The 21445-nt window shown below is 41.6% G+C and carries 14 protein-coding genes, 1 other RNA gene and 1 riboswitch; of the genes, 7 read left to right on the top strand and 8 right to left on the bottom strand.

Annotated elements, in window-relative coordinates:
* Positions 1-35: 35 nt before the first annotated feature.
* Together CDC37_RS03315 and CDC37_RS03310 are read right to left on the bottom strand one after the other, a co-directional pair.
* Positions 36-5753 carry a GAF domain-containing protein gene (locus tag CDC37_RS03315; RefSeq protein ID WP_096620479.1) on the bottom strand — a complete coding sequence of 1906 codons (5718 nt, stop codon included), beginning with the start codon at positions 5751-5753 and terminating at the stop codon, positions 36-38.
* Positions 5754-6258: 505 nt separating this feature from the next.
* A complete protein-coding gene (locus CDC37_RS03310; protein WP_096620478.1) occupies positions 6259-6465 on the bottom strand; it encodes a hypothetical protein in 207 nt (68 codons plus the stop codon).
* A gap of 1007 nt (positions 6466-7472) precedes the next feature.
* Here CDC37_RS03310 and CDC37_RS03305 point away from each other — a divergent pair.
* Entirely contained in the window at positions 7473-7997 is a 525-nt protein-coding gene (locus CDC37_RS03305) for an SRPBCC family protein (protein WP_442861077.1), read from the top strand.
* Here the strand turns inward: CDC37_RS03305 and lnt are convergent.
* Positions 7981-9528: an apolipoprotein N-acyltransferase gene (lnt, locus tag CDC37_RS03300; RefSeq protein ID WP_442861076.1), complete on the bottom strand. Its 1548-nt coding sequence runs from the start codon at positions 9526-9528 to the stop codon at positions 7981-7983. The two genes, CDC37_RS03305 and lnt, sit on opposite strands and share 17 nt — an antisense overlap.
* Positions 9529-10175: 647 nt before the next feature.
* A riboswitch (cyclic di-AMP (ydaO/yuaA leader) is annotated at positions 10176-10312 on the top strand.
* A gap of 477 nt (positions 10313-10789) precedes the next feature.
* Here lnt and CDC37_RS03295 point away from each other — a divergent pair.
* Entirely contained in the window at positions 10790-12127 is a 1338-nt protein-coding gene (locus tag CDC37_RS03295; RefSeq protein ID WP_096620476.1) for an SLC13 family permease, read from the top strand.
* A gap of 32 nt (positions 12128-12159) precedes the next feature.
* Positions 12160-12288 (top strand): hypothetical protein, encoded by a 129-nt coding sequence (locus CDC37_RS25405; protein WP_255408887.1) that lies wholly within the window; start codon positions 12160-12162, stop codon positions 12286-12288.
* Between the two features lie 294 nt (positions 12289-12582).
* Here the strand turns inward: CDC37_RS25405 and CDC37_RS03290 are convergent, their stop codons facing one another.
* From CDC37_RS03290 to CDC37_RS03275, 4 genes are all read right to left on the bottom strand, one after another.
* Positions 12583-13623 carry a Gfo/Idh/MocA family protein gene (locus CDC37_RS03290; protein ID WP_096625870.1) on the bottom strand — a complete coding sequence of 347 codons (1041 nt, stop codon included), beginning with the start codon at positions 13621-13623 and terminating at the stop codon, positions 12583-12585.
* A gap of 148 nt (positions 13624-13771) precedes the next feature.
* The gene (gene rnc / locus CDC37_RS03285) at positions 13772-14491 is read right to left on the bottom strand and encodes a ribonuclease III (protein WP_096620475.1); all 720 of its coding nucleotides are present in this window, start codon (positions 14489-14491) and stop codon (positions 13772-13774) included.
* A gap of 491 nt (positions 14492-14982) precedes the next feature.
* Positions 14983-15421, bottom strand: an RNA gene (rnpB, locus tag CDC37_RS03280) — RNase P RNA component class A.
* 316 nt (positions 15422-15737) lie between these two features.
* Positions 15738-16451, bottom strand: coding sequence for a cadmium resistance transporter (locus CDC37_RS03275; protein ID WP_096620474.1), 714 nt, complete (start codon positions 16449-16451; stop codon positions 15738-15740).
* 115 nt (positions 16452-16566) lie between these two features.
* Between CDC37_RS03275 and CDC37_RS03270 the strand changes: the two genes are divergently transcribed.
* The 4 genes from CDC37_RS03270 to hisS are packed head-to-tail and all read left to right on the top strand — an operon-like array spanning position 16567 to position 19941.
* Positions 16567-16938, top strand: a complete 372-nt coding sequence (locus CDC37_RS03270; protein WP_096620473.1) for a DUF2237 family protein — start codon at positions 16567-16569, stop codon at positions 16936-16938.
* A gap of 3 nt (positions 16939-16941) precedes the next feature.
* Complete coding sequence (locus tag CDC37_RS03265; protein WP_096620472.1) at positions 16942-18351, top strand: aldehyde dehydrogenase family protein; 1410 nt, start codon at positions 16942-16944, stop codon at positions 18349-18351.
* Entirely contained in the window at positions 18348-18545 is a 198-nt protein-coding gene (locus tag CDC37_RS24675) for a hypothetical protein (RefSeq protein WP_096620471.1), read from the top strand. Before CDC37_RS03265 ends, CDC37_RS24675 begins: the two co-directional genes overlap by 4 nt.
* Positions 18538-19941, top strand: coding sequence for a histidine--tRNA ligase (hisS, locus tag CDC37_RS03255; RefSeq protein ID WP_096620470.1), 1404 nt, complete (start codon positions 18538-18540; stop codon positions 19939-19941). The genes CDC37_RS24675 and hisS overlap by 8 nt, the downstream gene beginning before the upstream one ends.
* Positions 19942-20019: 78 nt before the next feature.
* Here hisS and lepB read toward each other — a convergent pair whose 3' ends face one another.
* Positions 20020-20589, bottom strand: coding sequence for a signal peptidase I (lepB, locus tag CDC37_RS03250; RefSeq protein ID WP_096620469.1), 570 nt, complete (start codon positions 20587-20589; stop codon positions 20020-20022).
* Between the last annotated feature and the right edge of the window lie 856 nt (positions 20590-21445).

Genomic DNA, 21445 nt, shown 5'->3' with positions numbered 1-21445 from the left:
ATTTTTGCATGACTTCGGTGATTTGATCTGGGTATTTACAAATTATTTAATTCGATAATTTTTTCAAATTGGAAATTTAAGGCTAGTTCAGTAAGGTATGTGGTTAAGATTTGCTGTTCTGGTGGGATTTCGGTGAGTAATTCCAGGATTAAGTTATCGCTGCAACTAGCTGCTGCATGGAAAAGTTGTTCTCGCCAAGACTTAGGCATTTGGGTAATCAGGTTTGGGATGTCTGACAGAGAGTTTGTCGAGGGTTGGGAAGCATTGATGCTGGTATCAGTTTCCCGGTTGGTATCATCGTACAAATATTCGACTTGCAGATGGGTTTGTAATTTTTGGAAAAGAATTTGTGTGTTTAAAGGTTTATTAATTAAATCGTCACATCCAGCTGCCAGCATTTCTTGTTTTTGTTCCGCAAAAGCATTGGCGGTGAGGGCGATAATAATCGGCTGGGGATGATTATCTTCTCTAACTCGATTTTTGATGGTGGTGGTGGCTGTATAACCGTCCATAATCGGCATCCGCATATCCATGAAAATTAAATCCGGATACCATTGTTGCCAAATGGCGATCGCTTCTTCTCCGTTAGAGGCTTCCCGAACTTGAAATCCGACTGATGTTAATAATCTCACGAGGAACAGTCGGCTGTCTTTAGCATCATCAACCACAAGAATTTTATTACGAGTTTGATTGGCTGCCAAACTGCGAATTTGCTGGTGAGATTGGTCTTCACATTCCCCATTATCCGTCACACTCACGGGGATAACAAAGCTAAATTTACTACCAACCCCCACCTGACTATCCACCCACATTCTTCCTCCCATTAATTCCACATATTTACGACTAATTGCTAGTCCTAGACCTGTTCCTTGTTGGGAATTACGTCCAGTTTGGGTTTGGACAAAAGCTTCAAATAGGAGGTCTAATTCTGTAGCTTCGATTCCTGGACCGGTGTCGCTGACGGTAAATTCAATTTCACAGGTTTGTTGCCAATTGACACCAACCTCTACTTTCCCTTTGGAGGTAAATTTAATGGCATTACCAATCAAGTTTAATAGTACCTGACGGAGTTTGCTTTGGTCGGTTTGAATATAGGGGGGAATATCCTTGGCGATTTCAACTTGAAATTCGAGATTTTTCACAGCAGCTCGATCTGCGAGGAGCTTTTGCAGATTTTCGAGAAAGCGATAAAAATCAAAGCAGGTAATATTAACTTGGCTGCGTCCAGCTTCAATTTTTGACATTTCCAGAATATCATTAATCAAGTTGAGCAAATGTTCACCAGCTCGATTAATAATACCTAAATTTTCCCGAATTTCTGCCGAGAGACTGGTGTCGCGGTGCATGAGTTGGGTAAATCCCAGAATGGCATTGAGGGGTGTGCGCAATTCGTGGCTCATATTTGCTAAAAATTCGCTTTTAGCTCGGTTTGCCGCATCTGCCGCGATCACTGCCTTTTGCAGTGCTTGGGATTGTTGCACTTGCTGCAAGGCTACCCCTAATTGATTACCTATTTGCACAACTATACTAATTTCCCCACTATGCCATTTTCGCGCACTGGAATTTTGATAACTAGCTAGTAGTCCCCAAAGTTTTTCACCACAAAAAATCGGTACTGTAATATAGGCACGGGCTTGGAACTGTTCCAGCAATTCAATGTAACAAGTTTGAAAACCAGCTGCATAAATATCCGGTACACAGAGAAACCCTTTTCCTTGGGCATAGGCTCCCCCTCTGGTCGTTTGGAGGTAGGTATCGATAATCGGACTGTCGTAACAGGTCATGTCTTTTAAGGTACATTTATCATCCCCAACTAATTCCCCTCCCCAATCTGCATCTGTACGTAAAAGCGATCGCCATTCCCGACCTACCGACTCAGCGACGAATTGGCCACTCCAATCCGGGTTAAACTGATAGACCACAACGCGATCGCAATTTAAAACTTGTCGTAGCTCTTCAGTAGTAGCAGCAAAAATTGTCTCGATATTCAGGGTTTGTCGCATCCTGGTAATGGCACGGGTAACAGCTCGTTCCCTTTCCGCACTTTCTTGTAGGGCAATCTCGGCTTGATGGCGTTCCGTGATATCAGTAATAGTACCGATAAATCCCAGGTGTTGGTTGTTTTCATCAAATTCCGGCAATACCTGGCTAATTACCCAGGCGGTTTTCCCATTACCCATGATTCTGTATTCTAAATCACAGGCAGCGACCGCATTTACTGCTTTTTGCCACTGGTGGCGAATGCGATCGCGGTCTTGGGGATGAATAGCAGTCATCCACCCTTGTCCCTGGGCTGTAGCTGGTTCCTGTCCAGTTAACTCCTGCCAACGGGGATTGGTATAAAACCAGTTACCCTGGGTATCCGCATGGAAAATCACAACTGGGGATGCCTCCGCCAAGTTACGGTAGCGACGTTGACTTTCCTGTAGGGCTAATTCAGTTTTTTTACGTTCGCTGATATCAATGCTGTAACCAACTATTTCCAATGGCTCACTGGTTTCTGGGTCACAAAATAGGCGCAGTTGGGTGTTCACCCAATGGTAGCTACCATCACCATGTAAAAAGCGATAATCGTGGTTATGGAAACCCTGGGTAAATAATTGGGAGAAGTTGCGGAAAATGCGATCGCGGTCTTCTGGATGGATGCGGGATGCCCAAAAGGAAGGATGATATAATATTTCATCGGGGTGGTAGTTAAAGACTTCGCTGACGTTAGGACTAACAAAGGTGATTTCTAGATTTTCTGTGGGTTGACAGCTAAATAGGGTTGCACCACTGGAAGTTAATAATAGCTGTAACCGTTCACTCACCCGTTGTAGCTCCCGTTCGGCTTGTTTACGGGCCGTAATTTCGACTAACACAATACCAACGCCGCAGGGTTGCCCATCTTCGTCGGGAATGGGAAAATAGGAAATAATAAAATCCCGCAGGACATCCGGTTGATTTAGGGAAGCAGCACTAACTTCCTGGTTGAGAATCGGTAGGTTTTGTTGCAACACCTGCGAACAAATTGGCTCGATTTGTCCACTTAAATGGGGAATTACCTCCTCAATGGTTTTACCAATATGATGTTTAACATGCAATTCATTGACTTGAGCCAAAATATCATTAATTTGCACATATCGTAATTGCCGATCAATAATGCACATCCCCACCGGTGCGCCATTAAAAAAGGCATTTAACCTGGCTTCGCTGGCAATCCGAGCTTGTTCTGCCTGTTGACGCGATCGCATTTCCAAAATCAAGGACAGCATATCTGCCAAAGCGCGAGCAAAACTAATATCCTCCTGTCTCCAGGTATGGGGTTGACCAATTTGCTCCACACAAAATATTCCCACCATTGTCCCCGACAACCGCACCGGGATGGAAATTTTGGCAGTAATGCGGTCGGGGATAAAATAATCGGCTATCAACTCCCGCAATCGCGGGTCTCCTTGTGGATCTTCAGTGACGACAAACTGCTCACTCTCAAGAGCTTGCAAATACACAGGATAGTTTGTTAACAAAAAGCGACGGGGGTCTTTCCCGTGTTTACCCTGACTCTGTGAGTAGTACTGACAACATTCGATATATTCGTGGGTATCATTATATAACCACACACTAGCCCGTTCCACCTCTAAATTTTCGACGGCAGCGACGGTAATTTCCCGAACTGCGGTGAGCAAATCTGACTCAAACAAAACTCGATTTTTCGTCAACCGGGTCAATTCCAAATTGTGACGACGCAACTTTTGGGCACTTTCCCGTAGAGCCGCTTCTGCTTGTTGTCGTTCGTAAATTTCTGCCTGTAACCGCAAATTTTGGCGGTCTAATCCGACCCTTGCTTTTTGCTCCTGTTCTAACAGTTTAGCATGGGCCAACCCAATTCCCAACTGAGCGGCAATCGACTCAATTAACTCCACTTCCTCCGGACTCCAATCACGAAAGCGATCACATTGGTGCAAACAAATCATCCCGTTGGCTTCCCCCTTAGAAGAGGTTCGCACCGCCAAGAGGGATTTTACCTGCAAAGATTCACAAATTGCGATCGCCTCCCCTAATAATGGCTCTGTGTACACATCCCTAGACACAACTGCCCCATCTTGACTTAAAACTTTAGATACATGGGCATTTCCCAGCACAGGAATATGCACATTTTTCACAGACCCATATCCAGGTGCGAGAAATTCCGCCAGAATGGGAACCTGGGGAATGGGGAGGGAATGGTAAACGTGAATCAACACCCGACTACTTCCTAAAGCCGCTCCTATTTGCTTGGCCGCCGTAGTGAGGATTTTTTGCGTGTCTAATTGGGAACGAATTTTACTCGTGATTTCCCTGATGAGTAAACTCCGTTTTAATTGCCGTTGTAGTTGTTTCTGAGCTTCTTGGCGTTCATAGGCTAAAGAAATTGCTGTAGCTACTGCTTGTAGAAAATCAATATCCGCAGTTTCCCAAATTTTCGTACTGACACAGTTATCGAAACCAATAAAGCCGACAAATTCGTTTTTCACAATTATGGGAATCACCAGAATTGATAATATACCCTGTGGCTGCAAAACTTCCCGTTCTGATGCGGGAAAATCGGCCACAACACCTGATAGGATACTGCCACGACTCAATATTTCTAACCAACGGGGCAAAAATTCATCATAGGATAAATTCTGTAAGTTATCTTGATGAATTGTAGGTGTAATTCCCGGAGCACACCATTCTGCTTGTTGACTAGTAACTAAGCAGCCATTTTCATCTCGATGATTTTCAAATACATAAATACGACTAGCTTTAGCTGTATTCCCCAGTAGTTCAACAATGGCTTGGTAAGTATATTTACGATTTTCAAAAATGAGTAGTTGTTGTTGAACCTCCACCAAAATTGCCAAATTATTTTCCCTCGCTTGGCGGATATTCATTGCATATTTTTTATCACTAATATCCATCACCGTCGTCACCGCAAATTGTTCACCGGATTGGGTGGTAAACCTTTGGGTTCTTGAATCTACGTATATGGGAGAATTATCACGACGACGGTGGATTTGTTCACAGTAAATCGAAGGATAATTTGGGGGAGATGAGCTTTCTGATTGGTCTAATTGATGATAAAAAGTATTGGTATTTATATATTGTTGTTTTGGCGTTGATTCGGCTATTCGGAAACTTAAATTTTGTCCAATTAATTCCTGGGGAGAAAAGCCATATAACTGACAATAGGCTGGATTTACTTTGAGGATATTACCACGAATATCAGTTAAGCAAATTCCAATTTGTGCCGAATTAAAAATTGATTCTAATTCTTTTTGACTCGCACTTAATTCCTCAGCCAGAGCTTCCTTGGCAACCACTTCTTGCTTTAATTCTTGATTTTTTTCCTGTAGTTGGGATTGAAGAAGTTGAATTTTTACCTGATTGGCAACCCGTAACAGAATCTCCTCCGGATGTAACGGCTTACAAATATAATCAATCGCTCCCATTTTCAGAGCTTGAATTCTATCCTCAACCTCATTTAAAACACTAATAAAAATTACTGGTATAGTCTGGGTTTGGGGATTGCTTTGTAACCTTTCACAAACTTTGTAACCATCAATTTCTGGCATTTTCAGGTCAAGCAAAATTAAATTGGGTTGCCAATTTGCAGCAATTTCTAAGGCAACGAATCCCGATGTTGTAGTCTCAACTTGATAATTATAGGCAGACAACAACTCAGATAAAAATCCTAGGGTTTCATAGCCATCATCTACTATTAAAATTTTGAAATTATCTGCGGTAATTGTCATGAGATTCCCAATAATAGCTCTGATTCAATCTAATTTCGCCCTATGTATTATAAAGAAAGTAGGATACAGGAGGGTTGTGCTGACCGTGGTCGCGGGAGTATCTGTTCCCTTTTGAAATTAGCAATCAACATAGTCACATTATTTACATCCATCAAAATGAATAAAAAGGATTAGCGGTCTGTTCCATTAAATTCATCTTATTTGTAAACATCACCTGTTTTTTTCTTTAGTTGTGTTGAACTAAGATGGGGACAAATACACTAAAATCCACATACATTCCCCGGACTAGGAACAAACTCCGAAAACTTTCAGTGACTCTTCCGTGACGGGGGTAGGGATTATTAGGCAAATTAACCTATTAGTCAAAACTTGTCACTCCCTTGCTCAAAATGCAGGATTTGTTATAGCTAAAGCCTTTCCCAAGGTACTGTCACCTGTCAAAAAAAGTGAACACACAACTTAAATGCAAAAAGCCTTTTCTCCTGTATCCTCTATCCTGATATATTTAAAAACGCCACCAAGTTTTTTGCAGATAGGAAAGCACCCCAAAAGTGATCGCAATCACAAACAGCAGCAGAATCAGACCACCTGGTAAAGCAGTTAAAAACGGAATTCCGAAACCACGCATCACCCAAACCGCGATCGCAATACCCAAAAACATACCGAAGATTTGGGTCAGCTTTTGATTGAGCTTTGATGATTGACTCACAATTTCCTACTCCTGATTATTTTTGCAAACAGAAAATTTTGACAGCAGTCAGCAGCATCAAACTAGAGTTTTTCTGTACTTTTGACCTAATTATCTAACTATATTTGCTATCCGTACCAGTAAATCTAATTTTTTCACCCCCCTATCCTCTCTTACTGACAAATACTGGTTCTTCGATTTTATCCTAGTATTTCCCCCCAGTAACTAGACATACCCCAATATTTGACCACCGCATAACGGAAGTCGAGACGACCCGGTGGGTAGTCTCCAGGGAAGTAGGGGGAGAAAGGGAACAAATGCTTCTAGCGCAAAGTTAATGTGGTGGAGTACCAGGTTGAATTGGATTATCCTGCGGGTACGCGCAGCCTTTTCGTCGAAAATACTGCTACATATCTTCTATGGATGTGGAAGGGTGATTTTGAATAGAAATTAATTTTTTATCCCCTCCGTCTCATAATCCCAAATTTTAAATCATGAAGATAGGATGAAGCATTGGGCTTTTATCTTTAAGTATTTGTGGAGATGTATATGCAAAATCAGTTACTCAATTGAGTCTGTATTAAGTATAGATAACGAATCTGTAAATTCCTCGTGATATTGATGGACATAAATTCCCACAAGCTTTATTTCTGAATATTTTCACGGATTGATCACCAAATTGTCATTCCTAACTAAATTCATCATAATGATGCTATATTGAACTTGATTTAAGTTGGGACTGTATAATTACGGCAATCAATCTCAAGTCACAAAAAATACATAGTTTTGGTAAATTTTGAGGGAAAAAATAGGTTTAGCAATGTCTATTTCCGGACAAGCTGTATATTTAGGTGGAGTCATAATTAGGCTACTGATTGGGGGTGGATACCGTTGGTGAAATTAAAAAGTTTGAAATATAGTTAACACTTAAACCAACAAGTCCTGAAAGATAAAGTTACTAACTATTTATTGTGGATGTGCCATAGGAGTGTAATCAAAGTATGACAGCCTCATTCCCAACCGACTTAACAATGTTTGCTGCTGAACAACCTTGGAACCCGGAGCAACAAAGGATGTTAATCCAAGGTGAGGTGATTGTCGAAACCGAGAGTCATAATGCTTGGGGGGGTGCGGTGACTGCGTGGATGTATTTACCCCTAACGCGATCGCAGGTTTGGCAAAAGTTAACGGATTATCCCTCCTGGGTCCAGTACTTTCCCGATATCACCCGTAGCGAAGTAATACAAAGGGGTGAGGTCAAGCGTTTGTATCAAGCAGCACAAAAAGCCTTCCTATTTTTCTCCGCCCAAGTAGAAATATATCTTCAGGTGGTGGAAGATTTAGGACAAAGAATCCAATTTCGCTTGGAAAAGGGTAGTTTCCACGATTTTACCGCCAATATCGAGTTAAAGGATTTTGCCCAGGGGACAATCCTGAAGTACGCCGTGAGAGCAACTCCAACCATTCCCGTACCCTCAATATTCATTCAGCAAGCCATGAATTTTGAATTACCCGCAAATATGCGGAAAATGCGACAGGTTATTTGTAAAAAATAGTTAACAGCCAACAAATTATCCCTAACCCCAGCAAGGTAGGTGTTAACCAGTCCCCCCATTTCACATAGGGAGTTTGGGTGGTGCGACGATAAATGGTTTCCGAGTGGATGGCGTAGGTACGGTGCTGAGAAATCCACAAAGTTTTACCGTGGGGGTTGACAAAACCCGACAAACCTGTATTCGTCGCCCGTACAGCCCAACGGTCAGTTTCAATTGCTCGCATGAGATCGTGAGCATGGTGTTGCATTTGCATGGCTGCGCTGTAGGGGTCATTATTAGAAGCAGTAAGGATAAATTCTCCCCCCGCAGCAGCTTGACGACGAAACAGTTCCGGAAAAGCCGATTCATAACAAATACCCGCGATCGCGATTCCAAAGGGAGTGGAAAATATTTGTTCGCTTTTACCGGGAACTTGACGTGCTGTCACTGGGGAAAGACGACGGATAAATTGACCAAAAAACTCCTCTAGGGGAATATATTCCCCCAAGGGGACTAATTTATGTTTTTCGTAGCGCTGCGGTAATAAACCATTTTTGCCAAAGGTAAATAAACTATTGGCATAGGTATCAGTATTTGCACGTTCCGCGAATCCCCCAATCCAAGCAATTACACCCCGTTGTTCCACCGCTTTTACCAAAGAACTGGAGCGAATATCCCTCAAGAAAAACGGTAATGCACCTTCAGGGGTCAAAACCGCATCCACCCCTGTATACGCAAGTTGTTCGTAACCACGGGTATATCCAGTTAAAGCGCGACGCAAACCATCCCCATCAAACTTAATTCGATTCGGTACATTTCCCTGAATCACACCAACTTGTAGCGCAGCACTAGCTTGTTCATTCAAAGGTTGGATATATAAGTAAAAACCCAGTAAATGGGTGCAAATAAATAAAGCGGCGGGTAAGGTATAAAAAAATTGGTATTTTAGCGTAGATTTACTAGACTTAGTAGCCGAATCTGACATCAACAAACAAACTTCAGCTATCAAACCATTAACACCCACAATCACACTCGTCACCGCACTAGTTCCCGATAGCTGTCCCAGATGTAAAATCACCAAATTATGGGGAGATTGGGTATAAGCAAGGGTTGTCCACCACAACGGTCCCAACATCCAGATATTTTCTAACAAACACCACAAACCTGCACCTAAAAATAAACGCGTCAATACCACCAATGGTATCGGAATCCCACTAGGTTGATTCCCAGCAGATAAACTCGAAATTACCCCAGCAAATAAACTTGTCCAACAACCAACCAGCAAAGCACCCCAGAGAGTAATAAACAACCAAGCAAAAAATGCGATCGCCACACTCCCCAACCAAGGAATCCCCATCCAAGTCAAAGGGTGTAGTCCAGTAATCCAAGATAAAGCCGTACCATGATAGCCAATTCCCCACACAGCACCAACCAAAAACTTTTTCCCAGGTGATTTATGGGGGTGTTTAACAAGCACAACCCACAATGGAACTAAAGCCATCCACGCTAAAATCCAAGCATTGACAGGGGGAACTGTTATACCCATACCCATTCCGGTAACTAGAATGAGCAAATACTGATTAAATAAACTTTTCTTAACTCTGTGTGATTGCATTCCCAAATTTTTAACTTGAAATTTAGAGACTTGAGATTAGTAAAGCACGAGTCCTCAAGGATGGTGGAAAAGTTTGAGAAAGCATAATCATACATTTCTGACTGAAGTGTAATGGGAGAAATTATCTAGGGTTTAGGTGTACACCAAGAAGCTACCCCACAGAAAAACTAAGTCTCCCAAGATAACCATTTCCCCACCCTGAACTAGCCATGAAATACAATAGGGCTTTTCCAACAACCTTTGAGCAGGGAACCAAAAATCAACGGAAAATCACCTCACCAGACCAACAGCCAAAAGAAGTATGTCTCCATCGAAACCACAGCATAGAGACAATATAGACTGATCAACAGGAAATTGCCTATATTGTTCTCAATCGGGCTTGCAGAAAAAGTCTAGGGAACGAATACAGAGACCAAAATTGCATTTCTCACAAGTAAGGGATACGCCCCGCAAATCAGTTCAGCCAAACTGAATAGAAAAAGGGCTGAATATCAATAATACAAAATTATAAACAGAATGTGATAGGATGGTGTATAATTTCATGAGGAAGTCAGCCTAATCCAAAAAACTTGACAACAAACTAAATTAAAATATTGTCAGTAATCCTGGAACGGAGGAACCATTGTTTGGGGCAAACCTGAAGGTTGCACTGCAACAAAAAGGAGAGTATCTCTCAACTCTAGCCCGTCAGCTAACTTCGTAGGCATTGAGAGGAACCAAAGAGTTTTCGCATCCCCTGCATGTGATAAATTCATCTGTGTTCCTGGCTGGTACTGCTCGCTTCCTTGTACCCCATGAAACTTTTTGAGGTGAATTTATGCGTTGTTTGCGGGTATTGACCTAAACAGACCCTATATCCCCAGTCGAGGAGACACCCGTACTGAAATTGAGGTGCTGAAATTAGAGTATCTCGATTGTATTACTATGTCTCCCAGAGATTCAACATACATCCAGAAGTTTTCCAGCAGATAAACTTGATATTGTTTAGTTCAGATTAATTGGCAAATTAGCTAATATCAATTCCTACTGTCAAAAAAGGATAATTACAGTCTTCAAGTCACTGCTCAAACAAAATTTAGGTAATAGTATGCTGAATTGAGAACATACTTTGTAAATCAGTAGCGTTGCAGTATATACAAACATATTGAATCATCAATAGTTAAGTAATCAGTTAATCACCAAAATTTAGAGGTTACCAGTGGAAAATTGGCAAGCAACACTTAGTGTTTTAATATTTGTTGGCGTAATTATCATAATTACAACTGAGTGGATTCACTTTACGATTATTGCCTTCTTAGGTGCTTTAATTTTAGTGTTTACAAACATTTTAACCTTACCAGAAGCAATCGGGTATATTGCCAAAAGTCATGGAACACTGGCTTTATTTTTTGGTGTGATGGTATTAGTAAGAGCCTTTGAACCAACCAAAATATTTGATTACCTGGGAACGCAGATGGTTTTGCTAGCCAAGGGTGAAGGAAGGCGTTTACTCCTAGGAATTGTGGCTATAACCACGCCAATTTGTGCTGTTTTGCCAAATGCAACTACAGTTATGCTCCTAGCACCCCTAATTCCCCCAATAGCAGAGGAAATTGGAGTCAATTTCATTCCCTTATTAATCTTACTTGTATTAGTCGCTAACAGTTCTGGTTTACTAACTATTGTCGGTGATCCAGCCACATTTATTGTTGGTGATGCGGTCAATTTGAGTTTTCTAGATTATCTCCAGCGATTAAGCTTAGGAGGTTTGATCGCGGTTTTCGTAATTACAGCCACATTACCAATTTTCTTTCGGAAAATTTGGCGAACCAAACTAGAAACCCTCGATTATTTACCCCATCCACACATCAATCACCCTCGTGTTCTCGCATTAGGTGGAATCATCTTTGCATTAGTGTTATTCTTTTTTGCTTTTGGTGAATACCTACCATTAAAAGTTTCTCCAGCAGCATCAGCTTTGTTAGGTGCAGCACTTGCATTACTACTATCCCATCAAAGCAAGATAGATACAGTACATAATATTCTGCGTGACGTTGATTGGAGTACACTCATATTTTTTATGAGTATTTTTGTGCTGATTGGTGGACTAGAAAAGACGGGTGTCATTGGGAATTTATCAGCGATTCTTGCATTTATTCTCGGCAAAAATATCTTTCTCGGTTCCTTATCCCTAGTATTCATTATTGGAATTTTATCAAGTCTGATTCCCAATATCCCCCTGGTTGTCGCAATGGTTCCCTTACTGCAAAAGTACGTTGTCAATATCGGTTTAGCGCCATCCGTAATTTTGCAACCAGATTTTCAAGGACAATATCCTCCGGAAATCCTACCTTTATTTTATGCCATGATGTTTGGTGCAACCTTGGGTGGAAACGGAACCTTAGTTGGTGCATCATCTAACATTGTTGCTGCGGGAATTGCGGAACAGCACGGACGAAAAATATCCTTTCATACCTTTTTGCACTATGGCGCTCCCATCACCATGTTACAACTTACAGCCGCATCTATTTTCTTGATAGTCAGGTTTTTAATTTAATTCGGACTTACGCGCTCGTGAGGAGAAATCAGGTGTTGGGGATTGCTACTTTGCAAGAAACCGCTACGCGTCTACCTAATGTCGCAATCACGGTGTTTATGTTGTCCTTACATAACCTGCATTTGTCACAGGTGAACGGTAAACCTCAAGTAACGGCTTAATTTTCTTTCTATTCCCTGGGAGTTGGAGGGATTTGTGAGAAATCTGGGATAAGTCCTGTTAATAATACGTGAGTACGATGAACCTCACCCCAACCCTCTGTGACTTCCCAGAGGGACAGAAAATCCGTAGTTTTCAATCAAGAATCAATTCTTTCAAAACCTCTGTTCCCAAGAAAAAGAGCTTTGGAGAGGGATTCTTTATATCTGTCGAATTCACGTTAATTATTCATCCTCAGAAATCGGGTTTTTGAGGATGGATATTGTTTGTTTTGGGTAATTACTGTATCCTGTCTTCTAGATTCTTGGATTAACCGCAACTGGAATACCCTGATGATGGAGGGATTCGCTTAAACTAGCTAAAACCTCCACTAAATTTGCTCCCACCCAACCGGAAGAAATGTCTGGAGGGGTGTGGGTGTGAATTGATTTTACAAAGCGATCGCATACTTGTTTTAAGGGTTCCTGTGGGGGAAAATCTAGTTGCTCTTGCTGAATATTGGTGGGAATAAAGCAATTTTGACGGACTTCCAATTCACCCTGGTATAACATCAACGGGGAGGGGGATAATTCGTCAAATATCAGCGTTCCCTGACTCCCAACAACCCCTAAACGACGTTGTTTATCGTTATTTAACCAGCACAGGTGAATGCAAGCTTGAAAACCACTGGGATAAAACAAATTAGCCCACACCATGTCTGCAAGTCCACCAGAATTTCCCTCCCTTTCCTGGGGTTGTAACCAAACCTTACCCGTAGCTTGAACTTGCTGGGGAAATTCACCTAACCATGCATTGAAAATGGCGATGTCGTGAATCGCTAAATCCCACATTGCGTCCACATCCTGACGCACTGGTCCTAAATGGGTGCGAGTTGCATATCCGTAGCGCAAATCACCCAATTTTCCACTCCGTACGACCTCCTCCCCCCGTTCCACTGCTGGATTGAATAGGTAAGTATGGTCAACCATCAAGATTAAATTTTGTTGTTCCGCTAGCTGACATAACTCTCGACATTCATCAGGGTCTAAAGTTAACGGTTTTTCCGCCAACACATGATATCCCCATCGCAGTGCATCAGTAATTAAACCATAATGGGTGACTGCTGGTGTTGCAATTACTACTGCATCCAGATTTGGTAAATGTTGTAATTCTTGCCATCGCTCAGTTAACAATACATCATCATCGAGATGATACAAGCGTTTCACATTCGCCAAACGTTCAGTTTCCGGATCGACAACTGCAACCACCTGGGTATCTGGATGTTCCTTAAAAATCCGCAACCAGTTGACACCCCAGCGTCCCACACCAATGATGGCTGTTCTAATTGGTTTTTTCATTTCTATTGTTGATCGATTAATTGTTAAAAATTGTTGAATTCTGGATATATGACAAATATTTTTGCCATCGGCATGAAACAATAAAGTGATATTAATCACCCTTAATTATCCATACCCAACAACTAACAATTAAAACTAGGAAATGAGTTCAGTGATTACCCTGATGATTTAAAGCTAAAAAAGCTACTTTAGCTGCCGCCTGCTCTGCGGCTTTAATCGAACGACCCTTACCTTCCCCTAACTTTTGATTATGGAGCCAAACCTCAGCAAAAAAACGTTCATGATTAGTTTGGGGATGCTGAATTTCCACAACCTTGTATTCAGGTAAAACTTTATGCTCGGCTTGCGTCCATTCTTGCAGTGCCGCTTTATAATTAAGACGGGCTGGGTCGCGACGAATTTCAGAAGCGAGTTCGCAAAAACGCGGTTCCAACCAGGGACGAATCAAATCCAAATTATTGCTACTTAAATATAAAGCCCCCAATACTGCTTCAAAAGCATCAGCCAAACGGGAATCTTGTCCTGCACGGTCAGCGATCGCACTTCCAGCTACCAACAAATACAATTCCAAACCGTAGGAACGAGCCAATTGGGAAAGAACGCGATCGCTCACCAAAACCGAACGAATCGCCGCAAAATCGCCAACCGAACACTGGGGAAAATGCTCCCATAAAGTCATTGCCGCGACTAAGCGCACCACCGCATCACCGACAAACTCCAACTGCTCATAATTCTCAGCATCCGAAGCAGTCGGATGGGTTAACGCCCGATCGAGCAAATTCCAGTTAATTCCAACATCCGTAGATAACCCGAACTTTTTGATTAAACTTTCTAATTGCCGTTGACGGCGTGGGTACGCAAGAGACATTTATTTTGTGTAGATGGCAAATTCAATCAATTCATAAATCAGCAAAAAAAACAAGTCCCTAGGGATTAATATTTAGTCTAATACATCTTTGCGTCATCCTTCCAGGGAAATCATTAATTTTGATAGGCGAGGAAAGGCACCTAGTAGCACTTTACCCGGATTTCTCACAAACTCCTAAAGCTTTCAGTGAGTAGGGAGTAGTAGGAAAATTAACCATTACTCAAGGCTTATCACTCCCTTGTGAGAAATAATAGGTTTAGCGCCCTATAGTAAAGCTTTTCCGGAGCTAAAGCCACTAAGTAAGAACTCCCCAGAACTTATGTAGTCAAATACTTGGGTTGTGTCGGTATAAATTATTTATTTTTGGGGCTACTACTCCCATTTCCGAATACAATTTCACTCAAAATCTGATACATTTTCTCCCCCTGCTCCCGAAAGCCCCCCGTCAGGAATAAACACCAAAGTCAAACGGTATGACTTCTCGAAAAAAGAGAAAGAGTCGGACATAAGCCGGGTTCTGTTTGCAAGCATCATCCCAAAAAGATACTTGCAGGCAGTAATCTATCTCGAACGTTTGTCACCAAACGCCTCTAGCGGCTTAATTTACGGAACTGGAAAAAGACCAACCATAGTCCCTAGCCTTGCATCCAACCGGGGTTTACCGAGCCAACACCTCTCGATGTTGCTGGTGCGCTCTTACCGCACCTTTGCACCCTTACCAAAATAGTGAGTAGTGAGTAGTGAATAGTGAGTGGGTTTTTACCTATTCCCTATTCCCTATTCCCTATTCCCTTTTTGGCGGTATTTTTCTGTGGCACTATCCTCACGCTCACGCGCACTAGGCGTTACCTAGCAAGTTTGGTCTTTCGGATGCCCGGACTTTCCTCAAGTAAGTAACGCGTACCTACTTGTAACTGCCTCGCCTACTCTTTCCCATCTTTAAGTGTAATCTAAATTTTAGTGGGAAGGAAATGTTTGAAAAAATATACCGCAGTCCTAAATAAGTCCTAAATAGTTTGTGCAATCTTACATGTAGGGTTGCTAAGGCTTGAAGGTTAACAGTCACCAGTCATCAGTCAACGGCACGCTATTTTTCACTACTTAAATTGGATTGCTATAGTAATCTTTTTTGATTTTTTTGGCATCAGCCTGGTGAAGTCCTATCTGTTGAGGTTAGGGTGTAGGGAAGAGGGAGTAGAAATAAACTGTACTTAGCCTTGTTCAATATTTGATTAGGATTGCGATATTAAGCGGGAAATATTAATTTATATGTCTTGCTCTCAGTCAAAATAAAAATTCCCAAAGCGATTAAAACAAAAGGGATGATTTGATGACCACGACGGCTTAAAATAGGAGCGATCGCTGGATGTTGGGCAAGTTGATTAGCAATATAAATCCACATCCCCAGCATGACGAAAAAAATACCCAAGGTTATCGCCAACCCAATAATATTCCTACTGGCAAATAGGGGCACGTAAATGCCGATGTTATCTCCGCCATTGGCAAAGGCAACTGTGGCAACTTTATAGGTTTGGGGTGAAATCATAATCGCAAACAGTGACATCAGGGAACGCTTGCCTATCTTGGGTGATGTCTGATTGGTGTCATCATCGATAACGGAATTCAATTGCACCGACACTCCCTGAATTTCATTTTCATTGCTTTGATGCTGGAGATTATTGATGAGTTGTTTAATACCGATAACAATCGGAATAAATCCCAGGATACCAATCCACTTTTTCTCGATAATTAAACCACCAAAAAACCCAGGTAAACTCGCGATAATTAGGCTGAAAAAGCCGAGATATTGACCGATAATTATATGTCTACGTTTTAAATGGGAACTGAGACTAGGGTTATTGACTTGGGCGAAGAAAACCATCAGGACGATAATATCATCGAGGGTCGTAGCAACAAAGGAGGCAATGGCTGCGATCGCGACTTCAGCAAGTTTAAACATTTTGGTTTGAGTGTCATCGGATTAGTTTTTCGCTCACGTTCTCTTATACTCTGTCTCCTGACGACCGTCTCCCCTATCCTGTATCCTGGATATTGATTGGATTTGGAGAGAAGCGATGACAGAAGCGAAAAATGTTTTGGGTCAAAAGCTAGAAATTTGCTGTACCTCCCCGATGACGGGGTTTTATCGTAATGGCATGTGTGAAACTGGAGCGCAGGATTTTGGTTCCCATGTGGTTTGCGCTCAGGTGACACAGGAGTTTTTAGAATTTACCAAAGCTAGGGGAAACGATTTGAGTACGCCAATGCCGATGTACGATTTTCCCGGTTTAAAACCAGGGGATCGGTGGTGTTTGTGTGCTTCTCGCTGGAAGGAAGCACTGGATGCAGGGGTTGCTCCACCGATTAATTTGGCTGCGACCCACGAAGCGGCCTTAAAAGTAGTAAGTTTAGAAGTATTGAAAGAGCATAGTGTTGATTTGGCTTAGGTAGTGTCACCCATCGAAGTTCGCAATCCCCGCACGGGTAAATTAGATTACGTGATTATTCCCCCACCCCCGAAGTTGTTGGCACAAAAGTGTAATCGCCTACGTCGGGGTCAATTGCAGTGGCAAAGTTTGGGTTTAGAAGGGCGAATAGAAATTATCCAGGCATTTCAAGCGGCATTAACTGAAGTTCGTCCCCAATTAATTGATGCGGTGGTAGCGGATACGGGTCGGTTGGCTTTATCGACATGGGAGGTGGATACCCTAATTGCTAATATTGACCGTTGTTGTCAACTGGCCTATAAATTAATCCGCGATCGCGATTTAAATACTACTATTAGTTATATCCATCTCTGGCAAACTGCCACACCTTACCAGTTAGTCGGGATTATTAGCCCCTATACGTTTCCATTGTTACTGGCTACTATCGAGGCGATTCCGGCTTTAATCGCTGGCTGTGCCGTTGTGGTCAAACCGAGCGAACTCACTCCCCGATTTATTGCTCCTTTGACCAATGCATTAAATAATGTTCCGATTTTGCGGGATGTACTGACATTTGTGGAGGGGGATGGCAAAACTGGAGCGGCTTTACTAGAATCAATTGATTTGGTCTGTTTTACTGGTAGTCTAGATGTGGGGAGAGTTGTTGCGGAAATAGCCGCAGCCCAGTTTATTCCAGCCTATTTGGAGTTAGGGGGAAAAAATCCGGCTATTGTTCTAGAATCGGCGGATATTGATTTAGCAACTTCGGCAATTTTAACGGGAGCATGTTTTAATGCGGGACAATCCTGTGATGCTATCTCCCGGATTTACGTAGCCGAAACGATTTTTGATGAGTTTTATCACCAACTCGTAGCCAAAGCCAATCAACTCCAATTCACAAATCTGGATCTAGAAACGGGACATTTAGGTCCGATAATTAACTACAAACAAGCCCAAATTATCACTAAACAACTAGAACAAGCCCAAAGTCAAGGAGCGATGATCCATTGTGGTGCAGAACTCAAAAAACTAGATGGGGGATTATGGTGTCCTCCCACCGTCATCACCCAAGTTAACCCCACAATGGATATTTTGACCACGGAAACCCTTGCACCCATTATGCCAGTAATTGCAATCGCTAACCCCGAAGCAGCTATTAACTTCGCCAATGATTCCGTTTATGGACGGGTTGCAAGTATTTTTGCCGATACAGAAACCACCGCAATGGAATTAGCCCCAAAATTAGAATTTGGCACTATCCTCATCAATGATGTCCTCACTACCCAGCATATATTTACAGGTGAACGCCAACCCTGGAAATTTTCTGGTAATGGTCAAACGGTTTACAGTACAAATATATTTAGTAAATTTTTGCGATCGCAATCCATCTTCCGAAAAACCAAATCCATTCCCAGTCCCTGGTGGTTAGGATGATTCGATTTTTAGATTTTGGATTTTGGATTACCGTAGAGACGACCCGTCGGGTCGTCTCTACTATGGATATTGGATTATTCGATTTTAAATTTTGGATTTTGGATTATTCGATTTTGGATTTTGGATTTTGGATTTGGAAGTATAACTTATCTCCTGACGACCGTATTCTGTATTCTCAACCCATTCATGTCTAAAAACGAAAAAGTTAATTACTCTACACCTAGTGGCTTTCCTGAATTTCTTCCCACCGAAAAGCGTTTAGAAGTATATTTACTCGATACAATTCGCAAAGTCTACGAAAGCTATGGATTTACACCCATAGAAACACCTGCTGTAGAACGTTTAGAAGTTTTACAAGCTAAAGGTAATCAGGGGGATAATATTATTTACGGACTCAGCCCAATTTTACCTCCAACTCGTCAAGCGGAAAAAGATGAAGCGGAAAAAGATAAAAAACATGATGATAGCGGGACAGAAGCAAGAGCCTTAAAATTCGACCAAACTGTTCCCCTTGCTGCCTATATTGCTCGCAATTTAAATAATTTAACATTTCCCTTTGCTCGCTACCAAATGGACATGGTATTCCGTGGGGAAAGGGCAAAAGATGGCAGATTTCGCCAATTTCGTCAATGCGATATCGACGTGATTGGTCGCAAGGAATTAAGTTTATTATATGATGCCCAAATGCCAGCAATTATCACCGAAATTTTCACAGCAATTAACATCGGTGAATTTAAAATTCGTATCAATAATCGTAAAATTCTCACCGGATTTTTCCAATCAGTAGGAGTAGCAGATCAGGATATTAAAACCTGTATTAATATTATTGACACCCTGGAAAAAGTTGGGGAGAAAAAAGTTAAGTCGGAGCTGGAAAAAATCGGGATGTCCGCAGAAAATAGCCAGCGAATAATCGAGTTTATTCAAATTAATGGCAGTACCACAGAAATGTTGGATAAATTGCAACACTTAGCCCAGACAATACCCCAAGCTGAAATATTTCAACTCGGAGTAGAAGAATTAACTACTGTCATTAAAGGAGTACAGGATTTAGGGGTTCCAGAAAATCGTTTCTGTATTGACTTATCAATTGCACGTGGATTAAATTACTACACGGGCACAGTGTATGAAACCACCCTTATTGGTCATGAATCCCTGGGAAGTATTTGTTCCGGAGGTAGATACGAAGAACTAGTCGGCATTTTCCTCGGTGAAAAAATGCCAGGGGTCGGAATTTCCATCGGCTTAACCCGGTTAATCAGTCGTCTCCTCAAAGCTGATATTCTCAAACCCCTACCTCCCACCCCTGCGCAGGTGATGGTACTAAATCTCGAAGCTGATTTAATGTCAGTTTATCTACGGGTTTCCCAACAATTACGAAAACAGGGTTTAAATGTAATTACTAACTTTGAAACCCGTCCCCTGGGTAAACAATTCCAACAAGCGGAAAAACAACAAATCCCCTTTTGTGTCGTCATTGGTAGTAACGAAGCTGCTAATAATATTGCGGGATTGAAAGATATTCGTACCCGTACCCAAATTCAAGTTCCTATAGACGAATTAGCCCAAACGATTATTACTGGTTTGTAGATTTTAATTCGCCATTGTTTACAAATCCCTAAAATTTCTAGGGAATAGGGAGTAGGGGAGAAAAAAGGGAATCAAACCCTAAATTCTTCCCATTCGATTTAATGGCCAAAATCTAAACACTGCGTGACCAATAATATTTTCTTGGGGTAAAAATCCCCAGTAGCGGGAGTCGTTGCTGTCGTTACGGTTATCCCCCATGACAAAATATTGGTGAGGGGGAATTTGAACTTCCGCAAAGGGTTGATTTGCTGGTTCAGCAATATAATTTTCTTGCAAAGGTTTACCATCCAGGTAAACTACCCCATTTTTCACCGCAATTTTTTGACCTGGTTGACCAATAATCCGTTTAATAAATGCTTGGTCTTTCCCGTAACCGCGACGCTGTAATTCTGCTGGGGGTTCAAAGACAATAATATCTCCAAATTTCGGTTCCTGCAAGCGATAGGATACCTTTTCCACAACTAGTCTATCCCCCGCAAACAAAGTGGGAACCATTGATTCGGAAGGAATGTAACGGGGTTCGGCGATAAATGTACGAATTAAAAAAGCTAGGATGAGCGCGATCGCAATTAAGCTAATATTTTCTTTGATGTTTTGCCATAGGGAGTTGGTTCTGTTCTTTTCAACTTGATTTTCCTGGGAAGTCATAGGATTTTGGATTTTAGATTTTGGATTAGGTAACTCTTATGTACTACTTAGACCAGAATGAATGAGAGTAGTTATTTTACTTTTGTCTGTTGCCTATTTCCTGTTGGCTTTGCATCAATCAAGTAAATTAAGTTGATTGAATCAGCTTTCGGCACATTTGCTATTTTGTTACATAATGTTAATTAATTAGCAGAATAATATCATTTAGTTGCTCATTATCCAGTACAAGGTATACTGATAAACAAGTTTGCTTCGATATTGAGCTTGTTTATCAGTAAATACACGGATAAGCATCTACCTTTTTTTGAGGTTATTTCGGACTTTTGATAGGCTAGTAAATTGGTTGATAGGTATTATCGCTTCTTTGGACATTACTGGCAAAATTTAAATTTTATTCCGAGCTTTTTACCTTTTAGATATTATCAAAAAATTGGAATGTGAGTTATGTTGTTTACGCTAATGGTCGCTACGTATCAGGGGCTATAACCTTTGACTATTCTAGTTTCATTTATTTCAAGCGTTTAATACCCATTTGCACACAAAATATTATTACCCTCACGCTTCAGACTTTTTCCGCAGACCCTACTTAGGGCTTGCCGAAAAATAGTTAGACTTTACATATCGTAAGCTGTTGAGGCTATTTTGGCTGAAAAAAAATGCAAATACATGGGTATATAAAACTTCAAAATCTGGCATTTGTAATTTTTTTGGGTCTTTTGAAAAGTGGAAGGGGAAAGCGTAAAACTATTCCCTGCACAGACGCAACATGTCGCGTCTCTCCCTATTCCCTACCCCTACTAAAAGACTTATTCAGCAGACCCTACTTAAATGGGAACAACATCAAAAAACGGTAGCA

The organism is Calothrix sp. NIES-3974, assembly GCF_002368395.1.
GTDB lineage: Bacteria > Cyanobacteriota > Cyanobacteriia > Cyanobacteriales > Nostocaceae > NIES-3974.
Note: the sequence above shows the minus strand (reverse complement) of the source record. Positions and strands in the feature narration are given on the sequence as shown.

What these genes read in the sequence shown, in the direction of transcription:
- lepB (WP_096620469.1), bottom strand. Translation starts at nt 20,589, where the DNA reads ATGACTTCCCAGGAAAATCAAGTTGAAAAGAACAGAACCAACTCCCTA.
- CDC37_RS03305 (WP_442861077.1), top strand. Translation starts at nt 7,473, where the DNA reads ATGTTTGCTGCTGAACAACCTTGGAACCCGGAGCAACAAAGGATGTTA.
- CDC37_RS03270 (WP_096620473.1), top strand. Translation starts at nt 16,567, where the DNA reads ATGACAGAAGCGAAAAATGTTTTGGGTCAAAAGCTAGAAATTTGCTGT.
- CDC37_RS03290 (WP_096625870.1), bottom strand. Translation starts at nt 13,623, where the DNA reads ATGAAAAAACCAATTAGAACAGCCATCATTGGTGTGGGACGCTGGGGT.
- lnt (WP_442861076.1), bottom strand. Translation starts at nt 9,528, where the DNA reads ATGGGTATGGGTATAACAGTTCCCCCTGTCAATGCTTGGATTTTAGCG.
- CDC37_RS03315 (WP_096620479.1), bottom strand. Translation starts at nt 5,753, where the DNA reads ATGACAATTACCGCAGATAATTTCAAAATTTTAATAGTAGATGATGGC.
- hisS (WP_096620470.1), top strand. Translation starts at nt 18,538, where the DNA reads ATGTCTAAAAACGAAAAAGTTAATTACTCTACACCTAGTGGCTTTCCT.
- CDC37_RS03275 (WP_096620474.1), bottom strand. Translation starts at nt 16,451, where the DNA reads ATGTTTAAACTTGCTGAAGTCGCGATCGCAGCCATTGCCTCCTTTGTT.
- CDC37_RS24675 (WP_096620471.1), top strand. Translation starts at nt 18,348, where the DNA reads ATGATTCGATTTTTAGATTTTGGATTTTGGATTACCGTAGAGACGACC.
- rnc (WP_096620475.1), bottom strand. Translation starts at nt 14,491, where the DNA reads ATGTCTCTTGCGTACCCACGCCGTCAACGGCAATTAGAAAGTTTAATC.